General features: G+C 54.9%; 17 protein-coding genes. 8 read left to right on the top strand and 9 right to left on the bottom strand.

Annotated elements, in window-relative coordinates:
* The first annotated feature begins 30 nt into the window (after positions 1 to 30).
* The 3 genes from A0129_RS06250 to A0129_RS06240 all read left to right on the top strand — a co-directional run bounded on the left by A0129_RS06250 (position 31) and on the right by A0129_RS06240 (position 3,299).
* Positions 31 to 999, top strand: a complete 969-nt coding sequence (locus tag A0129_RS06250) for a GTP-binding protein (RefSeq protein WP_291713471.1) — start codon at positions 31 to 33, stop codon at positions 997 to 999.
* A 52-nt stretch (positions 1,000 to 1,051) separates the two neighbouring features.
* Positions 1,052 to 1,477 (top strand): RNA polymerase-binding protein DksA, encoded by a 426-nt coding sequence (dksA, locus tag A0129_RS06245; RefSeq protein WP_291713394.1) that lies wholly within the window; start codon positions 1,052 to 1,054, stop codon positions 1,475 to 1,477.
* Positions 1,478 to 2,453: 976 nt separating this feature from the next.
* Positions 2,454 to 3,299, top strand: coding sequence for a hypothetical protein (locus tag A0129_RS06240; protein ID WP_291713392.1), 846 nt, complete (start codon positions 2,454 to 2,456; stop codon positions 3,297 to 3,299).
* A gap of 68 nt (positions 3,300 to 3,367) precedes the next feature.
* Here A0129_RS06240 and rsmI read toward each other — a convergent pair whose 3' ends face one another.
* Positions 3,368 to 4,294 carry a 16S rRNA (cytidine(1402)-2'-O)-methyltransferase gene (gene rsmI, locus A0129_RS06235; RefSeq protein ID WP_291713390.1) on the bottom strand — a complete coding sequence of 309 codons (927 nt, stop codon included), beginning with the start codon at positions 4,292 to 4,294 and terminating at the stop codon, positions 3,368 to 3,370.
* Between rsmI and A0129_RS06230 the strand changes: the two genes are divergently transcribed.
* The 4 genes from A0129_RS06230 (at position 4,293) to A0129_RS06215 (ending at position 6,671) form a co-directional block, all read left to right on the top strand.
* Positions 4,293 to 4,796 carry a YraN family protein gene (locus tag A0129_RS06230; RefSeq protein ID WP_291713389.1) on the top strand — a complete coding sequence of 168 codons (504 nt, stop codon included), beginning with the start codon at positions 4,293 to 4,295 and terminating at the stop codon, positions 4,794 to 4,796. The two genes, rsmI and A0129_RS06230, sit on opposite strands and share 2 nt — an antisense overlap.
* A gap of 91 nt (positions 4,797 to 4,887) precedes the next feature.
* On the top strand, positions 4,888 to 5,490 hold the full coding sequence (locus tag A0129_RS06225; RefSeq protein WP_291713387.1) for a phosphoheptose isomerase: 603 nt from the start codon (positions 4,888 to 4,890) through the stop codon (positions 5,488 to 5,490).
* Complete coding sequence (locus A0129_RS06220) at positions 5,480 to 6,154, top strand: BON domain-containing protein (RefSeq protein WP_291713385.1); 675 nt, start codon at positions 5,480 to 5,482, stop codon at positions 6,152 to 6,154. The genes A0129_RS06225 and A0129_RS06220 overlap by 11 nt, the downstream gene beginning before the upstream one ends.
* A gap of 73 nt (positions 6,155 to 6,227) precedes the next feature.
* Entirely contained in the window at positions 6,228 to 6,671 is a 444-nt protein-coding gene (locus tag A0129_RS06215) for a peroxiredoxin (protein WP_291713383.1), read from the top strand.
* Between the two features lie 21 nt (positions 6,672 to 6,692).
* Here the strand turns inward: A0129_RS06215 and A0129_RS06210 are convergent, their stop codons facing one another.
* Complete coding sequence (locus tag A0129_RS06210; RefSeq protein ID WP_275272195.1) at positions 6,693 to 7,148, bottom strand: S4 domain-containing protein; 456 nt, start codon at positions 7,146 to 7,148, stop codon at positions 6,693 to 6,695.
* Positions 7,149 to 7,237: 89 nt separating this feature from the next.
* Here A0129_RS06210 and A0129_RS06205 point away from each other — a divergent pair, with 89 nt between their 5' ends.
* Complete coding sequence (locus A0129_RS06205) at positions 7,238 to 8,347, top strand: tartrate dehydrogenase (RefSeq protein WP_291713381.1); 1,110 nt, start codon at positions 7,238 to 7,240, stop codon at positions 8,345 to 8,347.
* Between the two features lie 17 nt (positions 8,348 to 8,364).
* Here the strand turns inward: A0129_RS06205 and A0129_RS06200 are convergent, their stop codons facing one another.
* The 7 genes from A0129_RS06200 to A0129_RS06170 form a co-directional block, all read right to left on the bottom strand.
* A complete protein-coding gene (locus A0129_RS06200; RefSeq protein ID WP_291713379.1) occupies positions 8,365 to 9,009 on the bottom strand; it encodes a hypothetical protein in 645 nt (214 codons plus the stop codon).
* 81 nt (positions 9,010 to 9,090) lie between these two features.
* The gene (locus A0129_RS06195; RefSeq protein ID WP_291713377.1) at positions 9,091 to 10,500 is read right to left on the bottom strand and encodes a caspase family protein; all 1,410 of its coding nucleotides are present in this window, start codon (positions 10,498 to 10,500) and stop codon (positions 9,091 to 9,093) included.
* A gap of 31 nt (positions 10,501 to 10,531) precedes the next feature.
* A complete protein-coding gene (gene tssH, locus A0129_RS06190; RefSeq protein ID WP_291713375.1) occupies positions 10,532 to 13,198 on the bottom strand; it encodes a type VI secretion system ATPase TssH in 2,667 nt (888 codons plus the stop codon).
* On the bottom strand, positions 13,195 to 14,199 hold the full coding sequence (gene tssG / locus A0129_RS06185) for a type VI secretion system baseplate subunit TssG (RefSeq protein WP_291713373.1): 1,005 nt from the start codon (positions 14,197 to 14,199) through the stop codon (positions 13,195 to 13,197). Before tssG ends, tssH begins: the two co-directional genes overlap by 4 nt.
* A gap of 14 nt (positions 14,200 to 14,213) precedes the next feature.
* Positions 14,214 to 16,070, bottom strand: a complete 1,857-nt coding sequence (gene tssF / locus A0129_RS06180; RefSeq protein WP_291713371.1) for a type VI secretion system baseplate subunit TssF — start codon at positions 16,068 to 16,070, stop codon at positions 14,214 to 14,216.
* A 20-nt stretch (positions 16,071 to 16,090) separates the two neighbouring features.
* A complete protein-coding gene (gene tssE / locus A0129_RS06175; RefSeq protein ID WP_291713369.1) occupies positions 16,091 to 16,594 on the bottom strand; it encodes a type VI secretion system baseplate subunit TssE in 504 nt (167 codons plus the stop codon).
* Positions 16,587 to 17,069 carry a type VI secretion system tube protein Hcp gene (locus tag A0129_RS06170; RefSeq protein WP_105027588.1) on the bottom strand — a complete coding sequence of 161 codons (483 nt, stop codon included), beginning with the start codon at positions 17,067 to 17,069 and terminating at the stop codon, positions 16,587 to 16,589. Before A0129_RS06170 ends, tssE begins: the two co-directional genes overlap by 8 nt.
* Between the last annotated feature and the right edge of the window lie 161 nt (positions 17,070 to 17,230).

Below are 17,230 nucleotides of genomic sequence, written 5' to 3'. Positions count from 1 at the left end.
CACAGCACCATGAACAAAGCACCCCACAACATGATCCCAGTCACCATCCTCACCGGTTTTCTGGGCAGTGGAAAAACCACCTTGCTCAACCGAATCCTCAAAGAAAACCATGGCATGAAAATCGCCGTGATTGAAAATGAATTCGGCGAAGAAGGTGTCGACAACGATTTGCTGATGCAAAACGATCAGGAAAACATCGTTGAGATGAACAACGGTTGCCTGTGCTGCACCGTGCGCGGCGACCTGGTGCGTATTCTTGGTGAAATGGCCGCCAAACGTTTGGCCGGCGAACTCAAATTTGATCGCGTGGTGATCGAAACCACTGGCATGGCCGACCCTGGCCCGGTTGCCCAAACCTTCTTTGTCGATGATTTGGTCGCTGAAAGTTTTATTCTGGACGCGGTGATTACCGTGGTGGACGCCAAGCATGGCATGCAGCAACTGGATGAACACCGAGAAATTCAGCAACAGGTGGGCTTTGCCGATCGCATTTTGCTATCCAAAACCGACTTGTGCACAGAAGATGAAGTCACTGCATTGAAACGTCGCTTGGTTAAAATGAATGCCCGCGCTGAAATGATGGTCTCGGAATTCGGCGTGGCCCCAATCGATAAATTGCTGGATGTGCGTGGCTTCAACCTGAATTCGATTCTGGATATTGCACCCGATTTTCTGGACGAAGACAAGCACATCCATAACGACGAAATCCAAAGCTTTGTCTTCAAAAGTACCAAACCGTTCGATGGGCAAAAGTTCGAAGAATTCATGGGGTCGGTCACCCAGGTGTACGGTCCTGACATGCTTCGCTACAAAGGCATTTTGAACATCAAGGCCAGCGACCGCCGCGCCCTGTTTCAAGGCGTTCACATGCTGATGGGACTCGATTGGGGCAGAAAATGGGACAGTGCCGAGAAAAAAGAAAGCAAAATCGTGTTTATTGGGCGTAAACTCCCCAAGGAATTTATCACCCAAGGGTTAGAGCTTTGTCTAGCCCGATAGCGGATATACTGGTATATAGTCAATAAAAAACCAAAGGACTAGAGGCTGTGCTATGACCACTGAGAAAACGCCACTCATCACCGAGAAGCAATTGTTGGCGATGAAAGAAGACGATTACATGAACGAGGTGCAGCTTGCCTTTTTCCGCCAGCGCTTGCAGGACATGGAAAAAGAACTGCTCGCCAATGCAGGCGAAACCACGGAGCATCTGCGTGAAACTGTAGTGGTTCCTGATCCTGCAGACCGCGCAACCATCGAAGAGGAGCATGCGCTGGAACTGCGCACTCGCGACCGCGAACGCAAGTTGCTGAAGAAAGTGCAGCAGTCACTGCAGAAAATCGACAACGGTGAATACGGCTGGTGCGAAGAAACCGGCGATCCCATCGGTGTAGCCCGCCTGCTTGCACGCCCCACAGCCACGCTTTCGCTTGAAGCGCAGCAGCGCCGGGAATTGAAGCAGCGCATGTACGGAGATTAATTCGCTCGATTTGCTGATGCGTTCTAAAAAAGCATGTTGACCATAGGTTGGCGTGCTTTTTTTACGTACTCAATGGCCGACCTATATACCCATTCGGCTTGCGTTCCGCTCTCTGCGGCTTTGTTAATAGCTCAATCGGCTTGGGTTCAGCTGTCCCGCAGCTTCTTTATTAATCGCCCGATCGGCTTGGGTTCCGATCTCTCGCCAGAAAACCTGTATTTCCCTTTTTGATATTCACCCTGACTCACCTCGCTCGGCAAAAGGGCGGGCCGAGTCTCGGTGCCGGCCCATGGCCGAGCGTGGCGGGTGAATTCAAACGGGCAGGTTTTCTTGAAGGCGAAGCGATCGAAACACCGCCGCCGATTGGGCGGCTGAACTTGCAATGGGTCGCACGATGACCAGTCAGAAAACTTGCCGGCTTGGCGCGTCGAGGCTAACGATCGCGCCCTGGCGCGAAAGCCAAGACCCGACCGTTACTTTTGGAGGGCTTGGCTTAGTGCAGGCTCAAGACGACAAGCCGAAATGCCAAGTTTTCGGGCAACGGCGATCCTTCAAGTTCAGCTTCCAATCAACCAGCCCTGTGCGACACAAGGTACCCACGCCGAGTTGGCTACCAATAGCAGCGGTGACAGTTCAAGTTTGGCTCCCTGGTCACCGGCCCCGTGCGAGACAAGCACAACAGCAGCCGCGAACCTTCAAGTTCAGATCAAAAGTCACCTTCGGGTGACGTAAACCCCCCGCCATCACAGTTTTGTCATCAATTTTCCGCCACAAATATTTCACTGAAGTCAATTTCTTTTGAGAATCATCAACTTACCCTAGAAAGATCGCAGAAAAGTGAGTTTTTTACCCATACTTTGTAAGTAATCTGCGAATTGCGATGATTAATCAATCTCTGTTGTTATTACGCAGGCAACGCAGATTGCCTACAGAAAAATAATAACTATTTTTAATCATTTCAAATGACGGAGAAAGCATGGCCCTAGACGAATTGAAGAACGGCATTAGTGCCGTACCAGTAGCTGGCGAAATTCTGGCTGGCGTATTGGACACCTTTGCTGGCTCACTGCCAGCTGCCCCCGAACTGCCTGGCTTGGACGCCATTCCCGGTTTGGACGCATTGCCCATTCCCACAGACAGCCTGCCCGGACTGGATTCACTCACAGGTTTGTTGGGTGGTGGTTTGCCCACCCCTCCAGCTGGCATTCCAGGACTGGACTCAATTCCTGGTTTGGACATGCTGCCAACCAGCCCGGACGCCATCACCGACCTGCTGACAGGCGGATTGCCTGACGCGCCTTCAATTCCTGGTCTCGATGCAATTCCTGGCCTGGACGCACTGCCACTGCCAACCGACGGCGCCCCAAGCCTGGACACATTGACTGACCTGATCAGTGGTGGCTTGCCAGAAGCCCCCGCACTACCCGGCCTGGACGCCATTCCTGGTCTGGACGCACTGCCAATTCCAACCGATGGCTTGCCAAGTCTGAGCACACTGACTGACCTGCTCAGCGGTGGTCTGCCCGATGCGCCAGCACTGCCCGGTTTGGACGCAATCCCTGGCCTGGACGCTCTTCCTGGCCTGGATGCACTGCCAATTCCAACAGACGGACTGCCAGGCCTGGACTCGTTGACCGGCCTGCTTGGTGGTGGTTTGCCCAGCCTGCCCGGTGGAGATACAGGCGGTGGCCTGCCAGCCAGCCCCATCAGTTTTGAGGACGGCACACTGACCCTGGCCTTGCCTGAGGGTCTGCCAATTTCAGCATCTGTAAGCATCAGTGGCCTGGAAGTGCCTGAAGCAGGCTTGCCCCTGCCTGCCTGATTGTTCTCGCAGGCAATAGTTGTTCTTGACACCACACAGTGGTTTGGCCAGCCCTCGGGCTGGCTTTTTTATGACTGCCCGCTTTTGATCGCAAGAGCCCGGTCATAAACCGAGTTTTTTGCCATGCCCGTGGCCTTCACCACCAGCGCCACCGCAGTCTTCAGCGGCAACTCGGCCAATAACAGGGCAAGCCAGGTGTCCAAATCTGCGCTGGCCTGCTCGGCTTCTGCATTATGGTCAGAAATCTGGTTACCGCCAATCACCCATGCCCATTCGCCCCGCTCGGCATTGGGATCCTGTCGCACCTGCTCAAACACCTGCTCGCCACTACCCCGGTAAAAAGTTTCAAACTGTTTGGTCAACTCGCGACCGGCGCACATTTCGCGCCCGCCCATGCCAAGGCTTTCAAGATCATCCACCAGTTGCATAACGCGGTGGGGCGCCTCAAACACCACCTGAGGCTCCGGGCAGGCCAACCAGGTTTTCAAATCATCCAAACGGTTTTTTCCTTTCGCTGGCAAAAAGCCACGAAAAGTGAAAGCGCCGTCCACCAAACCGCTCGCGGCCACCACAGCCAACACACTGCTGGCACCGGGCACCGGCACCACAGTAAAACCGGCCTCTGCCACACAGCGAACTACCACGGCGCCAGGATCCGACACGGCCGGTGTGCCCGCATCGCTCACCAACGCCACCGACTCGCCACGCTGCAAACAAGCCAGCACCCCCTGCGCGCTTTCGCGTTCATTGTGGGCATGGTGCGCCATCAAGGGCTTTTTGATACCCAGTGCATCCAGCATGCGGGCGGTGTTGCGGGTGTCCTCCGCGGCAATTCGATCCACCTGCTCCAACACTGCGCGCGCACGAAGACTAAGGTCACCCATATTGCCGATGGGGGTTGCCACCACATAGAGGGAAGGTTCTCGCCGTGTTTCACTCTGAGCATCAGAATTCACAGCATCGTTCATTCCATTTCCTTCACCGGCGTTCTGCATGGCGCTCAAATCCAAATCCAAAGTTCCTGAATTGTCCGGCATTCCATGGGGCAGACGCAAATCGCGATCACCAAAAGCCAAAATTCCATGGCTTACCCCCAAAGAAAAGCCCGACACCACCCACAGAAGGCCACCGACGCACAAAATTGCCGTGTTGACGGAGGGGCAACTTGCTGAAACCCAAGCCTTGCGCCTGCTTGAACGACACGGACTAATCCTGGTGACACGAAATCACCGTTGTCGCTGCGGTGAAATCGATTTAATCATGGCGCATGGCAACACCGCCGTCGTTGTGGAAGTTCGGCTTCGCAACAATAGCCGCCATGGCAGCGCACTCGAGAGTATTTCCACTCGCAAACAGGCACGCGTATCCCGCTGCGCCAAGCTGTGGTGGGTGCAGCAGGGTCAACGCAAGTTCAAGCACCTGCGTTTTGACGTGGTCGCACTAGAAAACGGCACTGAACCACAGTGGGTGCAAAATGCGTGGCAAATCAGCAACTAAAGCGGAATCAAACCGCTGCGCCATGCAAATCGCCTGCAACGGGGTCACCTATAATAGAAGGCTCGAGATAACTGCCAGAAGGCCTGTCGCCATGGACTTGATCACACGCATTACCCAACAATTTGACGAAAGCATTGCCGCCAAACAGGCCGCCACTGAAGAGCTGGCCGGGCCAATTTCCGAGGCAATCGAGCTGATGGTGACTGCACTCACCAATGGTGGCAAGGTACTGGCCTGTGGCAACGGTGGCTCGGCAGGCGATTGCCAACACTTTGCAGCTGAGCTGGTGGGCAGGTTCGAGCGCGAGCGCCCCGGCCTGGCGGCCATTGCACTCACCACCGACTCATCGGCGTTGACGGCGATCGGCAATGACTACAGTTTCAATGAAATTTTTTCAAAGCAGGTGGCAGCGATTGGCCAGCCTGGTGATGTGTTGCTGGCCATTTCAACCAGCGGCAACTCAAAAAACGTGCAACTGGCCATTGAAGCCGCTCACGCCCGCGACATGACCATTGTTGCACTCACTGGCAAAGGCGGCGGTCAAATGGTGCATCAGCTGAAGGAAGGCGACGTGCATGTGTGCGTACCGCACAACCGCACTGCCCGCATTCAGGAAATACATTTGTTGGCGATCCATTGCATTTGCGATGGCATCGACCTGAGCTTACTTGGAGAAGAAGAAAATGAGTCGTAACCCCCGGTTTTTTACCCGCACACGTTCTTCCGCCATCTGCGCCATCTTGATGGCTTCACTGGCAGCACCGCTGTTGGGCGGCTGTTTTGTAGGTGCAGTGGCGGGTATCACAGCAGGTTCCCTAGCTGCAGCCGACCGCCGCACCGTGGGTACCCAAGTTGAAGACCGCACCCTGCAGGTCAAGGCTGAGAGCGCAATTCGCGAAAGTTTTGGTGAAAGCGTGCACGTCAACGCGACCGTGTACAACCGTCAAATCCTTCTGACAGGCGAAGCGCCAGACGAAACCACCATTCGCAATGTAGAGGCCCGTGTTGCCACATTGCCCAACATTCGTCTGATCGTGAACGACATTCAAGTGGGATTCAAAAGCTCCTTGTCAGCGCGCTCCAACGACGCGTTCATCACCGGCAAAGTCAAAGCATCCCTGCTGGATGCCCAAGATATTTTTGCCAACTCATTCAAGGTCACCACTGAAGCAGGTGTGGTCTACCTGATGGGCCTGGTCACCGAGCGTGAGGCCAACCGTGCGGCCTCTATTGCTGCGGGCGTGCCTGGCGTAGTGAAAGTGGTCAAGGTACTTGAATTGATTTCAGAGGCTGAACTTTCCCGCCTGTCGGCCACTCCAAACAATGGAAGTGCGCCCGTGGAAAACGGCCCGCGTTAATCAGTTCAACCAACACAACCGGCAATGATCAAAAAAATTTCTTACTCTGTTTTCAACCCTTGCAGTGGTCAGCATGCTGACCGCCTGCGGGGGCGACAAAGCACCGCAAGTGGATTACGTCACCATTCAAGGCCAAACCATTACACCGGCCGATTACCAAGGTCAGGTGATGCTTGTGAACTTTTGGGCAACCAGTTGCACCACTTGCGTGAAAGAAATGCCAGACATTGTCGACACTCACAACAAGTTCAAAGATCAGGGATTTAGAACCATCGCCGTGGCGATGAGCTACGACCGCCCCGATTACGTGGTGAATTTTGCAGAAACCCGCAAGCTGCCATTTGATGTGGCACTGGATGTAAACGGCAATATTGCCAAAGCATTTGATGACGTAAAAATTACGCCAACCACCTATGTGATCAATCGCAAAGGCGAGATCATCAAAACCTATGTGGGTGAACCCGATTTTGCGGCTTTGCACCAGCTGATCGAGAAATCGCTGGCTGAGAAGGTTTAAGGCCGGCAACATTCACCGGGCTTATTCATCGCCCCATTTAAAATCATCCATCACACGGCGGTCCCGCTTGGTGGGCCGCGCCTTGATCTCGAGTGCGGGGTCTTTCATCAACTTGCGGTTGGCTGCGCGTTCCGCCCGCTTTTTCGCACTTTCCATGGTTTCTTCGTAGAGGCCTTGCGCAATCGTGGCGCTACCGCGCTTGTCGCCCAGGCCTTTCACCACCAGCACCATATCGTCCCAGCCCACCGGCACGGTGAGCACATCGCCCACCTGCACACCATAGGCAGGCTTGACACGTTCATCGTTGCACTTCACCTTGCCACCTTCCACCACCTCCGTGGCCAGCGAACGGGTTTTGAAGAAACGGGCTGCCCACAACCATTTGTCGATCCGCACCTTGGCACCCGGTGCTGAAAAATCGGTTTTTCCGTTCGGTGTTTTTGCGGGCTCGGGGTTTCTGTTTTTACTGCGGCTCAAGCTGACTCCATCGGGGATTCCCACACTGGTTGGCCTACCTTGGTTCAGGTAGCCTGTGGGGCTTCCATGAATTCAACAAGGACAAGGCTGTGAAACACTCCATCGCAATTATTCCCGGCGACGGCATCGGTCAGGAAATTATGCCAGAAGCACTGAAGGTGCTGGCTTGGGCTGAAAAAACCCATGGCATCACGCTGGAGTTGCATCACAAAGACTGGGCACACTGCAATTACTACCTGAAACACGGCAGCATGATGCCCGAGGACTGGAAGCCCCAACTTGAGGCCTGCGAGGCCATTTTGTTCGGCGCGGTGGGCATGCCCCACCTGGTTCCCGATCACATTTCCCTGTGGGGCTCGCTGCTGCGATACCGACGTGAATTTGACCAGTATGTGAACTTGCGCCCGGTGAAATTATTGCCTGGCGCACCCTGCCCCTTGGCCAACAAAAAACCCGGAGACATCGATTTCGTGGTGGTTCGGGAAAATACCGAAGGCGAATACTCGGCGGTGGGTGGCCGCATGTTCGAAGGCACTGACCGTGAAATTGTGCTGCAGGAAAGTGTGTTCACCCGCCACGGTGTCGACCGTGTGCTGAAGTTTGCATTTGAAATGGCGCAAAACCGGCCTCGCAAGAAATTGACTGCCGCCACCAAAAGCAACGGCATTGCAATCAGCATGCCCTACTGGGATGAGCGCGTGGACCACATGGCCAAAGGCTACCCAGAGGTGACCTACGACAAACAACATGTGGACATTCTGGCCGCCCGGTTCGTGATGCAACCCGAGCGTTTTGATGTGGTCGTAGCCAGCAACCTGTTCGGCGACATTCTCAGCGACCTGGGGCCAGCCTGCACTGGCACGATTGGCCTGGCTCCCTCCGCCAACTTGAATCCGGACCGCACGTTCCCGTCGCTGTTTGAGCCCGTGCATGGTTCAGCGCCAGACATCGCTGGCAAAGGGATTGCCAACCCGATCGCCATGATTTGGTCGGCCGCCCTGATGATCCAGTTTCTGGGAGATAGCCCGGCAGTGGTGGCAGCGGGTCGCCAAACCCGCTACCAGCTGGCCCATGACCAAATTCTCGCTGCCATTGAACACGTGCTGGAAAGCGGTGACCCGGCCGTATTGACAGGTGACCTGAAGGGAAAAGGCACCACCAGAACCTTGGGCGATGCCATCGTAAACGCACTGGGCTAAAACCCGCTGATGCAGGCCTAGTTCGCCCCGTTCTTGGCCAGGTACCAACCTGTGTGAGTGGGGCGAAGGGCCATTTCAATCACAAAGCTGGGCTGCAATGTACCCGCGATTGCAGTGCCCGTACTCAAGGTAAACACAGAGGGGTCGAACGACTCGACCTTCAGGTTCTTGAAGTGGTTCAACATGTGGGCGTCTTTCAAGCTGGCTTCGAAACGCGCTGAAACCGCGTCTTCCTGGCCAAATGGCTTGTTTTGAATATAGTCGACTGTTTTTTCAACCCACAGGCGACCAAAACACAAGGCTTCGTTGTCACCCTGAGGGCCTTGCCTGAAATGAACACCTTCCAGTTTTTTCAAACCGCTGGAGGGCATGATCACCCAGCGGCCATCCCGGGTTTGAAAAATATCCAGTAAACCCGACAAATCCCAAGCCTTGACCTCGCGGGCCAATGCGCTGTTGGCAGGCACCTGGTCACGGGCGTACTGCTCGATTGCTTCCGGACTGGGCAAACGCGCGCACAGGGCACCGTGGCTCAAAATGAAAGTTTCAGCCCTTGCGCCTTTGAGCAAGTTGTCTTCATTCAAATTGGTGCGCGGGTTGCAAGCCATCAGCAAACCAGCAGACAAAGCCAGGGCAATCCAGTTAAAAACAAGGCGGATCATTTTCAGGTTCCTTTTTCACTTACAAACATTGTGAATCTTTGTAAGGCAATTGAAACCTCAAAATAAGCTGTAAAGGGCAGCCTATTTACGCGCATGCCCCAAGGCACGGGGTGGCGTATAACCCAGGTGCCTGGCGCGGGCCTCGGCTTGAGCCGCCAACAAGGGCTGAGCAGCCTCACGGTAGTACAGCGCCAGCTCGTAGCTTGCAATGCCGTTTCCCAAACCGCCCGCATACTGCAACCAACCCACGTAACGAAGTTGACCTTGCTCAGCATCCATCTCGCGGTGCAAACGGGCAATGCGGGCTGCTGCATCTTTGTCACCCCGTGCGGCCCGAACCAGATCGGCGGTCGCATCAACCAGTAACTCGGAGGGCATTGACTGGGGAAGCACAAAACTGGTTCTAAACAGCTTGACCTCTTTGTGTCGCAACACACTCAAGGCCTGCTGGGCACCGGCCTGATAAACCATGACAGACCTTGCCTGGATACTGTTCGGGTAAGACGCCAGAAAAGCCTGACACAAGCGAAGCAGATCAACAGGCCACTGTGTTGACTGGATTGCATTCCAATCAGCCTCTTCCTGAGGCAACATGGGCGGAGGCGCAGAAACGCCCGGGAGTGCCGAAAGATGCACCGCCAACGGAACCTGCGCACGGGCATTGTCAGCGATGAACGGGGTTTGAGCCAAACGTCGAATTGCAGCAAGGGGGTGCTTCAGCATGGTGTTCTCTACGTCCTGCTTCACCATCCGGAACAGATCATTAAAAGTGATGTGCGCTGCCGACTCCCTAAGCAGTTTCACCAAAGCACCCGTGTAAAAAGTGTTTTGATCCGCACTGGCCGGAGACACGGCAGGTTTGCCAGCCCCTGTTGAAAAACACACCAAGCTGCCCAAAGGCGCTTCCACCTGATTCAGACCCTCGCCATCGCCCAAGGCATGGCGCAAATCGGTTCGACATGCGTCTATCACCGTGATGTTCAAGGCCTGCGGCCTGGGTGGCAGTGCAGCCAGCAAGGTTTGCTGAAGCACCAGGGAGCGCGCCAGTAAATCACGGCGAGGTGCCGTGGGGTTCGCCCCCGAGCCCAACAACAAATTGTTGGAGTCCACCTGCAAACCGTGGCCTGCGTAATAAAACAGAGTGACCGCATTCGGGGGTGCTTGCTCAACCCGTTTTACAAATTCGTTCACCGTGGTTTGCAGGCTGCTTTCATCCAGGTTCATGGCCTGGGTGACATCAAAACCCCGAAAGGCCAAGGCCTCGCCAAGATCCATCACATTCTTGTGAATGGGCGGCAAATCGTGCGGAACCGGGTAATCACCATTGCCGATCAACAAAGCCAGCCTGTGCGTGTAGGGCGCAGCGGAATCGCTTGGCAGGCTGCCAGCCTGGGTGGGTGGCAAGCGAAAAACCAAAGGCGGCACTGACACCATACCCGCCAGGCCCAACAAAGTTTGCAGTGCACTTCGCCGGCCGGGCAACTGCGGCAACGTTGAACACGGCAGTTTTATTGTGGTCGTTTTAGTCGTACTGGTACGTGAACTCGTGGCCATCGGTGCTGATATTCAATGTGTTGACTGATTTGCCCAGCAGGGTGGCCTGCAACAATTGACGGCTCACTGTGGGCAACAAAGTGTTGCTCAAAATGGTGCCGACCATGCGCCCGCCCGAGTCAGCCTCATTGCAACGGGCTACAATCCGATCAATCACGGAAGGATCAATTTGAACCGCCATTCGGTGTGTAGAAGCAATGCGTTGCTGAATGCGGCTTAACTGCAAGCGGACGATATTGGCCAGCATGCCACTGGAAAGCGGGTAATACGGCACCACTTCCAGCCGCCCCAACAAGGCAGGTGGAAACACTTGCAACATGGGTGCACGCAGGGCCTTCACAAGTTCCTCGGGTTCAGGCATTTCTCCGGCGTGCAAACCCGCTTTGCAAAGCGCCATTAATTCAGGGGTGCCCACATTCGTGGTCAACAAAATCAGGGTGTTTCGAAAATCAATTCGACGTCCTTCGCCGTCCTCCATCCAGCCTTTGTCAAACACCTGAAAAAACAGCTCGTGCACATCGGGGTGGGCTTTCTCGACCTCATCGAGCAACACCACGCTGTAGGGCTTTCGGCGCACAGCCTCGGTCAACACACCGCCTTCGCCATACCCCACATAACCGGGTGGCGCGCCTTTCAGTGAAGACACGGTGTGCGCCTCTTGGTATTCACTCATATTGATGGTGATCACATTGTGCTCACCACCGTACAGGTTCTCGGCCAGGGCCAACGCGGTTTCTGTTTTGCCCACGCCCGAAGTACCCGCCAACAAGAACACGCCCACCGGTTTGTTCGGGTCATCCAGACCGGCGCGACTGGTTTGAATTCGACGCGAAATGGTCTCCAGCGCATGCGACTGGCCCACAATACGTGCACCCAGCGCGCTACTCAGGCTCAGCACGTTTTCAATTTCATTGCGCACCATGCGCCCAACGGGAATACCCGTCCAGTCGGCCACCACGGCCGCCACGCACTGCGCATCCACCTGTGGGTGAATCATGGGTGCTTCGCCTTGCAGCGCCTTGATCTCGCATTCCAGCGCCTTCAATTGCCCAAGATTGGACAATGCCTGCCCACTGCTAGTTTCATTGGCATCTGTTCGATCAACGGCACGGCGCAAAGCCAGCAGGGAATCCAGTGCCCGCTTTTCGTCTTGCCATTGCGATTGCAACTTCTCCAATTCCTCAGTCAGCCTGATCGATGCTTCTTCAATTTCACCCATCCGTGCTGCGTGCTCACGCCCAAATGCTGCTTCCTTTTCAATCGCCTGTCGCTCAACACGCAAAGCAGTCAACCGCTTTTGAACCGACTCGATGGGTGCAGGTGTGGCGTGCTGGGAAACAGCCACGCGTGCGCATGCGGTGTCGAGCAGACTGATCGCCTTGTCTGGCAACTGCCGCGCAGGAATGTAACGGTGTGACAAACGCACCGCCGCCTGCACTGCTTCATCAAGCAGCCAAACCCCATGGTGTACCTGCATGGCCGCGGCCAAACCACGCAACATGTCGATGGCCTTGGCCTCGCAAGGCTCATCCACCTGCACCACCTGAAAACGCCGCGTCAGTGCGGGGTCTTTCTCAATGTATTTTTTGTATTCAGTCCAGGTTGTGGCGCCAATCGTGCGGAGCGTGCCACGCGCCAAGGCGGGTTTGAGCAAATTGGCGGCATCACCAGTGCCCTGATTGCCGCCTGCACCCACCAAGGTGTGCACCTCATCGATGAATAAAATGGTGCTTTGCTCGCTGGCCTGAATTTCATCAATCACCTGGCGTAGCCGCTGTTCGAATTCGCCTTTCATGGAAGCACCAGCCTGCAACAAACCCAGGTCGAGGGTTAATATTCGCACCCCTCGCAGTGCCGGTGGCACATCACCTGCCACCACCTGCAAGGCAAACCCTTCGACCACCGCAGTTTTGCCCACCCCCGCTTCACCGGTAATCAAGGGGTTGTTTTGACGACGACGCAGCAAAATATCGATGATCTGTCTCACCTCCAGTTCACGACCGCACACAGGGTCTATTTCACCCTTGCGCGCTTTGTCGGTCAGGTCCACGGTGTAGCGCGTCAAAGCCTCTTCGCCGCCCAATTGAGCAGCAGGCATGGCTCCACTGGCCTGCCCGGGCAGTGCACCCGATGGCACCTCGGCAGCCAACAAAGACTGCTCGGCGGAGTTTGCCACCAGTTGTGCAAAGTTTTCACTGAGCGCAGCCTCTGGAATCTGTTTGAAGCGGGATGAAATTTTCAGTAGTTCATGCAACAGAAAATCTGTTTTCAACAAGGCCACCAACACATGACCCGTGCGTACTTTCTGTGCGCCAAACATCAGTGAGGCATAAACCCAGGCCCTTTCTACGGCATTGGTCACATGCTCAGACAAATCGGAAATAGCTTGCGCACCGCCGGGCTGACGCTCAAGGGCGCGCTGCACATCCACAAGTACAGCGTTTGCATCCAGATCAAAATGGCGAAGAATGTGGTGCCAATCGCTGTCATCCTGCTGAAGAATTTGGGCCACCCAATGCACCAGTTCAACATATGGATTACTGCGCAATTTGCACAGCACGGTGGCACCTTCAACAGATTTGAATGCAATGGGATTTAATTTGGCAAACAGCGAAACACGGCTGATATTGCTCATGCTGAACTCCGAGACAAGGAAGAATGAGTGGGAACCGCAGGACATTTCATGCGAACGGTGGTCGGCTGTTGCGCACGTTTGTGCCGCTGTAGTTCACCCAGCCATGCCGTGCGCCCCAGCTGGGCTGTGCCGTCAAGGCAAGCTTGCGGAATTTGGTCAGGGCTGATTCGAAGTGCAAATTCACAATCAAACTCAAGCCCCAGGTAGGCATGGGCTGCCTGCACAAGGCGCTTGCGGCCTTCGGTGGCGGGCAACAGTTGTTGGTAAGCGTTGTAGGCCATGGGGCCAATCTCAATTTTTATTTTGCTTTGCGCGCACCACACCCTGCTGCCAAGCATGGTCCCACCCCCAAGCACTTGTGGGCCAGCCTGCACAGGCAATTGCAGCCATTGCGCCTGAAAAGGAAAAATTTGCACCGGCAAACCAGTCAAGGCCGACAGGCTTTTGGCCAGGCCTTCTTGTGTTTTGCTTCGCCGGGTGAAATGCGCTGCCAGACTGGCGCGAAAATGAGTAGGCAAGGCCTCGCGCCCCCAGCTGGATGATGCACCATGGCCCACCAAACTATTCAAATGCTGCGCAAACGGATTGAACGTGTGGCGGTGATAGGCAATGTGGGGTTGCGACTCGGCCCATGCCCTGTAAAACAACAAATAAGCCCTATGGTGAAAGATATCCAGAAACTCGGCGAATGTGGGGTCGTTCCACTGGTGAATCCGCGTGTAGGCATGTTCTGTGTAATGCAGTGGCAAGGCGCCGTTGGGGCCCAACAAACCGAAATTCTGGATGTACAACTTTGGAATCGCACCCAAACGCCCAGCCACAATGGTGTCTTCGCGTTTGAAATCTTGCGTGGCGAAATCAAGGTAGGGTCGCTGCCCCAAACGCACAGGGTCATCACGCAGGCGCAATGATTTTCCAAGCAAAGGCTTGCCCGAATGGGCATGTTCAATTTGCCGCAGCAAGGCAAAAAAATTCGGGGCAGGTGGCTTGAGCGCGCTCATTTGCACAAGCCCTGCTACAACAAAGGCCGGTTGCCCGACCGTGCAGGAAAATCAAATACTGCACCCGTGCTGTGCAGACGCACCCGGGTTTGCACAAATGAATTCACCGACACATGGCTTGCAAGGTAGAAGGCCAGCACACTGCCCAGCACCAGGGCACCCGTGCCCTGCAAGGCCAGTTCATCCAGTGTGAGCGTAACCAGCAAGCCACGCACCACAGCTGGCCTGCCTTGGCGCACAACACGCGACACCAGTGGCTGCGATTCAACTGCCAAAATCGCCCTGGCCATGTGTTGATGAGCCTGCTGCGCAGGGTCGGCGTGCAAGGCCAAAAGCTGCCCCAAGGCCAGGGCATCTTGATCGATTAAGCCAAGGTAGTTCAGTGACAAATGCTCGATCAACTGCCAGCAACTTTGCCCGCCATACATGGCCGCCTTCGGACGGCTGGGGCCGCGCAAAAAGAGAATGGAGTGAAGGGGCAAGTTACCGGGCCAGGCCAGGTCTGTCGGCCCTTGCCCCACGGGCATCAGCAGGGGCAAATCCCGATTGGTACACAAGGCCCGCACCGCAAGCTGTTCAAAACCGTGTGTTTGAATGAGTTCACCAGTGGGCAAGGTCAGGCCAAGGTAGACATCACTGCCTGAGTAAGAAGAACGACCACCCTCGCGCACTTGTTTTTCTGACAGCAAAGTGGGCACACGCCGGTGTACGAATCTGGGGGTCTCACAATCGTTATGGGTGTTGGCTTGGGTCGACACCGCATACAAGGGCGGCAATTCCTGCACCTTGTTTTGTCCATACCCCTGCACGCCCAGCACCGAGTGCACTTCAAAATCGTGTGGCTTGCTGCGATTGGGCTGCACTTGCACTTCATGCAAACGTTCATCCAGCAACACGCGGTCGCAATTCTGTTCAAACAAATTGACCACAGGGGTGCAATTCAAGGCCAATGAATCCACTCCCACCACACGGTCTAGCTCGGTATTTGGCTCGGCAAAACAGAAGGCCAGCTGAAATGTGGAATGCTGGCAACTGGCCAGAAAACGCCTTAAACCTTGAACACGGAAAAACAGAAATCGGGCCGGAAACGCAAAAAACTCCTGCAACAAACGCATGCCACTGAACTGGTTTGAATGGACCGGGAGCAGTGCCTCGGAATCATCAAGCCCCAAAGCAGCAACACACGGAAGAGGTAACCATTTCCAATCGACTTGTTCAGGTGCACGAATGCCAACCGAGACAGTTTGATGACACAACCTTTCAAGGAGTGCGTAGGCGTATTCATCACCACAACTGACATGAAAATCGAGTTCATCCAATGGCAGTTGGGACAATGCAGAGTGCGTTGAATTCTCGATGGTGACCAGCAAAGCTGACCGTGGCTGCTTGCCACCCCGCATGGTTGGCACATGGGCCTTGAAAGGGCCGTGTTCAATGGCCTGAATGACCAAGGGCCACAAGGTTAAACTGTGCCCAACCCTGAACTTGCAGGGCGTGTTGATGCCCTTGGCCACCTGGCTTTGCAGCACGGTGCCGGCTGAAAGCGAAATGCCTTTTTTCAGGGCAACATCGCTGTGATTGGGATTGAGTTGCACCACCCCCATGGCGGGCACAGGGGCTAAAAAATTCGGGCTGATGCAGTTGAGCAATTGCTCGGTAAACCGCGGAAACTCCTCGTTCAAGCGAAGCTGAACCCGGGCAGTCAAGAAAGCAAACCCCTCCAGCAATCTTTCTACATAGGGGTCTTGTACCTCGGTTGCATCCATCGCAAGGCGCGACGCAACTTTAGGAAAACGTGCAGCGAACTCGGCACCCGTGTCGCGCACGTGAGCAAGCTCCTGAATATAAAACTGAAGTAAACGAGGGTCCATATGGAGGTGATACCTGTTACTCAGAAGCCGGAGAGCGGCAACAACAGCACCTTGCCGGTTTCAAGATCCACTTCAGTGCGCAACATCAATTCGATTGGGTAGGGTTGAGCCCACAACAAACCGGAAATACGCAGGCCAATTACATTGTGCAAATGCATCAGGCCTTGTTGGGTTTCCGCCGTTACTTTCAATGAACTTCCATCGATTCGCGGTTCGAACCGCCGAATAAGATTGGCCACGGTTCGTTCAAAATCTTTGACATCGATCATGGACGCAATTTTTCCGGCCACCGGGGGCATGCCATAAGCCAGCACAGACTCATTCAATTGCCGCTGACCCTCAAGACACTTGCTGTCAAGAACACGGGTTGCGTTCAGCAACTGCTCGAGATCGCGCAGCACCAGCTGACGCAGCGCCTCTTTGGTAATGAAGCGGCGATTGGCAGATTCAGTTTGAAGGGCGGGCTCGTCATCCTGAAGACGATCCAGCAAGGCTGGTTGCAGCGCGTCCCTAGACTTACTCATACACGTCAATGTAAGTGCAGGCACCTGCCTTTAAATTGGCTGCCGACTTGGGGGTATACACGACTTCGATTTCCTTGAATGCAATCGAGAATGACTCCCCGACCTGCCGGCCATCGCTTGCACTGCCTGTGATTTCATAATCGCAAATACGCGCCTTGCGCAAAGTTATACGCAAGTAATCAATGGTTGCAAGGCCACCAGGGTCGCGACAAGTGAGTACCACTTTGCTCAGCAGTTCTGCAGATTTCAAGGCACTCATGATTGCGGTGGTCGAACTGTCGATCGCCTTTTGCACGCTCAAAGTACGCACCGAGGCTTTGGATGCTAGTTGCGATGATGAATGGACTTGCTGGGACATGCCCCAAGACCAACCGGCGATTTCTATTTCACCCACATGACCACTGACCTGGCTTTCCCCTTGGATGGCCCCTTGGCGGGAACCATCCAGGGCCAGGAACATATCGACTTTCGACATTGTGTTTCCTGGCTGTCCGATTACTTCTCGGAGTTGGTTGCAATATTGAATGTGGCTTCAACCTTGCCTTCGGGGCCACCGTCTTTCTTCTGTGGCACGTACACATAGCTGAACTCGGCAAAGTTCAAAGTCACGGTTTCTGTCAGGCGGTCTTCACCACC

This window comes from Limnobacter sp. CACIAM 66H1 (assembly GCF_001601825.1).
In the GTDB taxonomy this organism is placed as follows: Bacteria; Pseudomonadota; Gammaproteobacteria; order Burkholderiales; family Burkholderiaceae_B; genus Limnobacter.
This window is presented reverse-complemented; position numbering and strand designations above follow the sequence as displayed.

Coding starts and splice junctions, on each gene's coding strand:
- A0129_RS06240 (WP_291713392.1), top strand. CDS start 2,454: ATGGCCCTAGACGAATTGAAGAACGGCATTAGTGCCGTACCAGTAGCT.
- dksA (WP_291713394.1), top strand. CDS start 1,052: ATGACCACTGAGAAAACGCCACTCATCACCGAGAAGCAATTGTTGGCG.
- A0129_RS06230 (WP_291713389.1), top strand. CDS start 4,293: ATGGCGCTCAAATCCAAATCCAAAGTTCCTGAATTGTCCGGCATTCCA.
- A0129_RS06225 (WP_291713387.1), top strand. CDS start 4,888: ATGGACTTGATCACACGCATTACCCAACAATTTGACGAAAGCATTGCC.
- A0129_RS06170 (WP_105027588.1), bottom strand. CDS start 17,069: ATGTCGAAAGTCGATATGTTCCTGGCCCTGGATGGTTCCCGCCAAGGG.
- rsmI (WP_291713390.1), bottom strand. CDS start 4,294: ATGCAGAACGCCGGTGAAGGAAATGGAATGAACGATGCTGTGAATTCT.
- A0129_RS06200 (WP_291713379.1), bottom strand. CDS start 9,009: ATGATCCGCCTTGTTTTTAACTGGATTGCCCTGGCTTTGTCTGCTGGT.
- A0129_RS06215 (WP_291713383.1), top strand. CDS start 6,228: ATGCTGACCGCCTGCGGGGGCGACAAAGCACCGCAAGTGGATTACGTC.
- tssG (WP_291713373.1), bottom strand. CDS start 14,199: ATGAGCGCGCTCAAGCCACCTGCCCCGAATTTTTTTGCCTTGCTGCGG.
- A0129_RS06250 (WP_291713471.1), top strand. CDS start 31: ATGATCCCAGTCACCATCCTCACCGGTTTTCTGGGCAGTGGAAAAACC.
- tssE (WP_291713369.1), bottom strand. CDS start 16,594: ATGAGTAAGTCTAGGGACGCGCTGCAACCAGCCTTGCTGGATCGTCTT.
- tssF (WP_291713371.1), bottom strand. CDS start 16,070: ATGGACCCTCGTTTACTTCAGTTTTATATTCAGGAGCTTGCTCACGTG.
- A0129_RS06220 (WP_291713385.1), top strand. CDS start 5,480: ATGAGTCGTAACCCCCGGTTTTTTACCCGCACACGTTCTTCCGCCATC.
- tssH (WP_291713375.1), bottom strand. CDS start 13,198: ATGAGCAATATCAGCCGTGTTTCGCTGTTTGCCAAATTAAATCCCATT.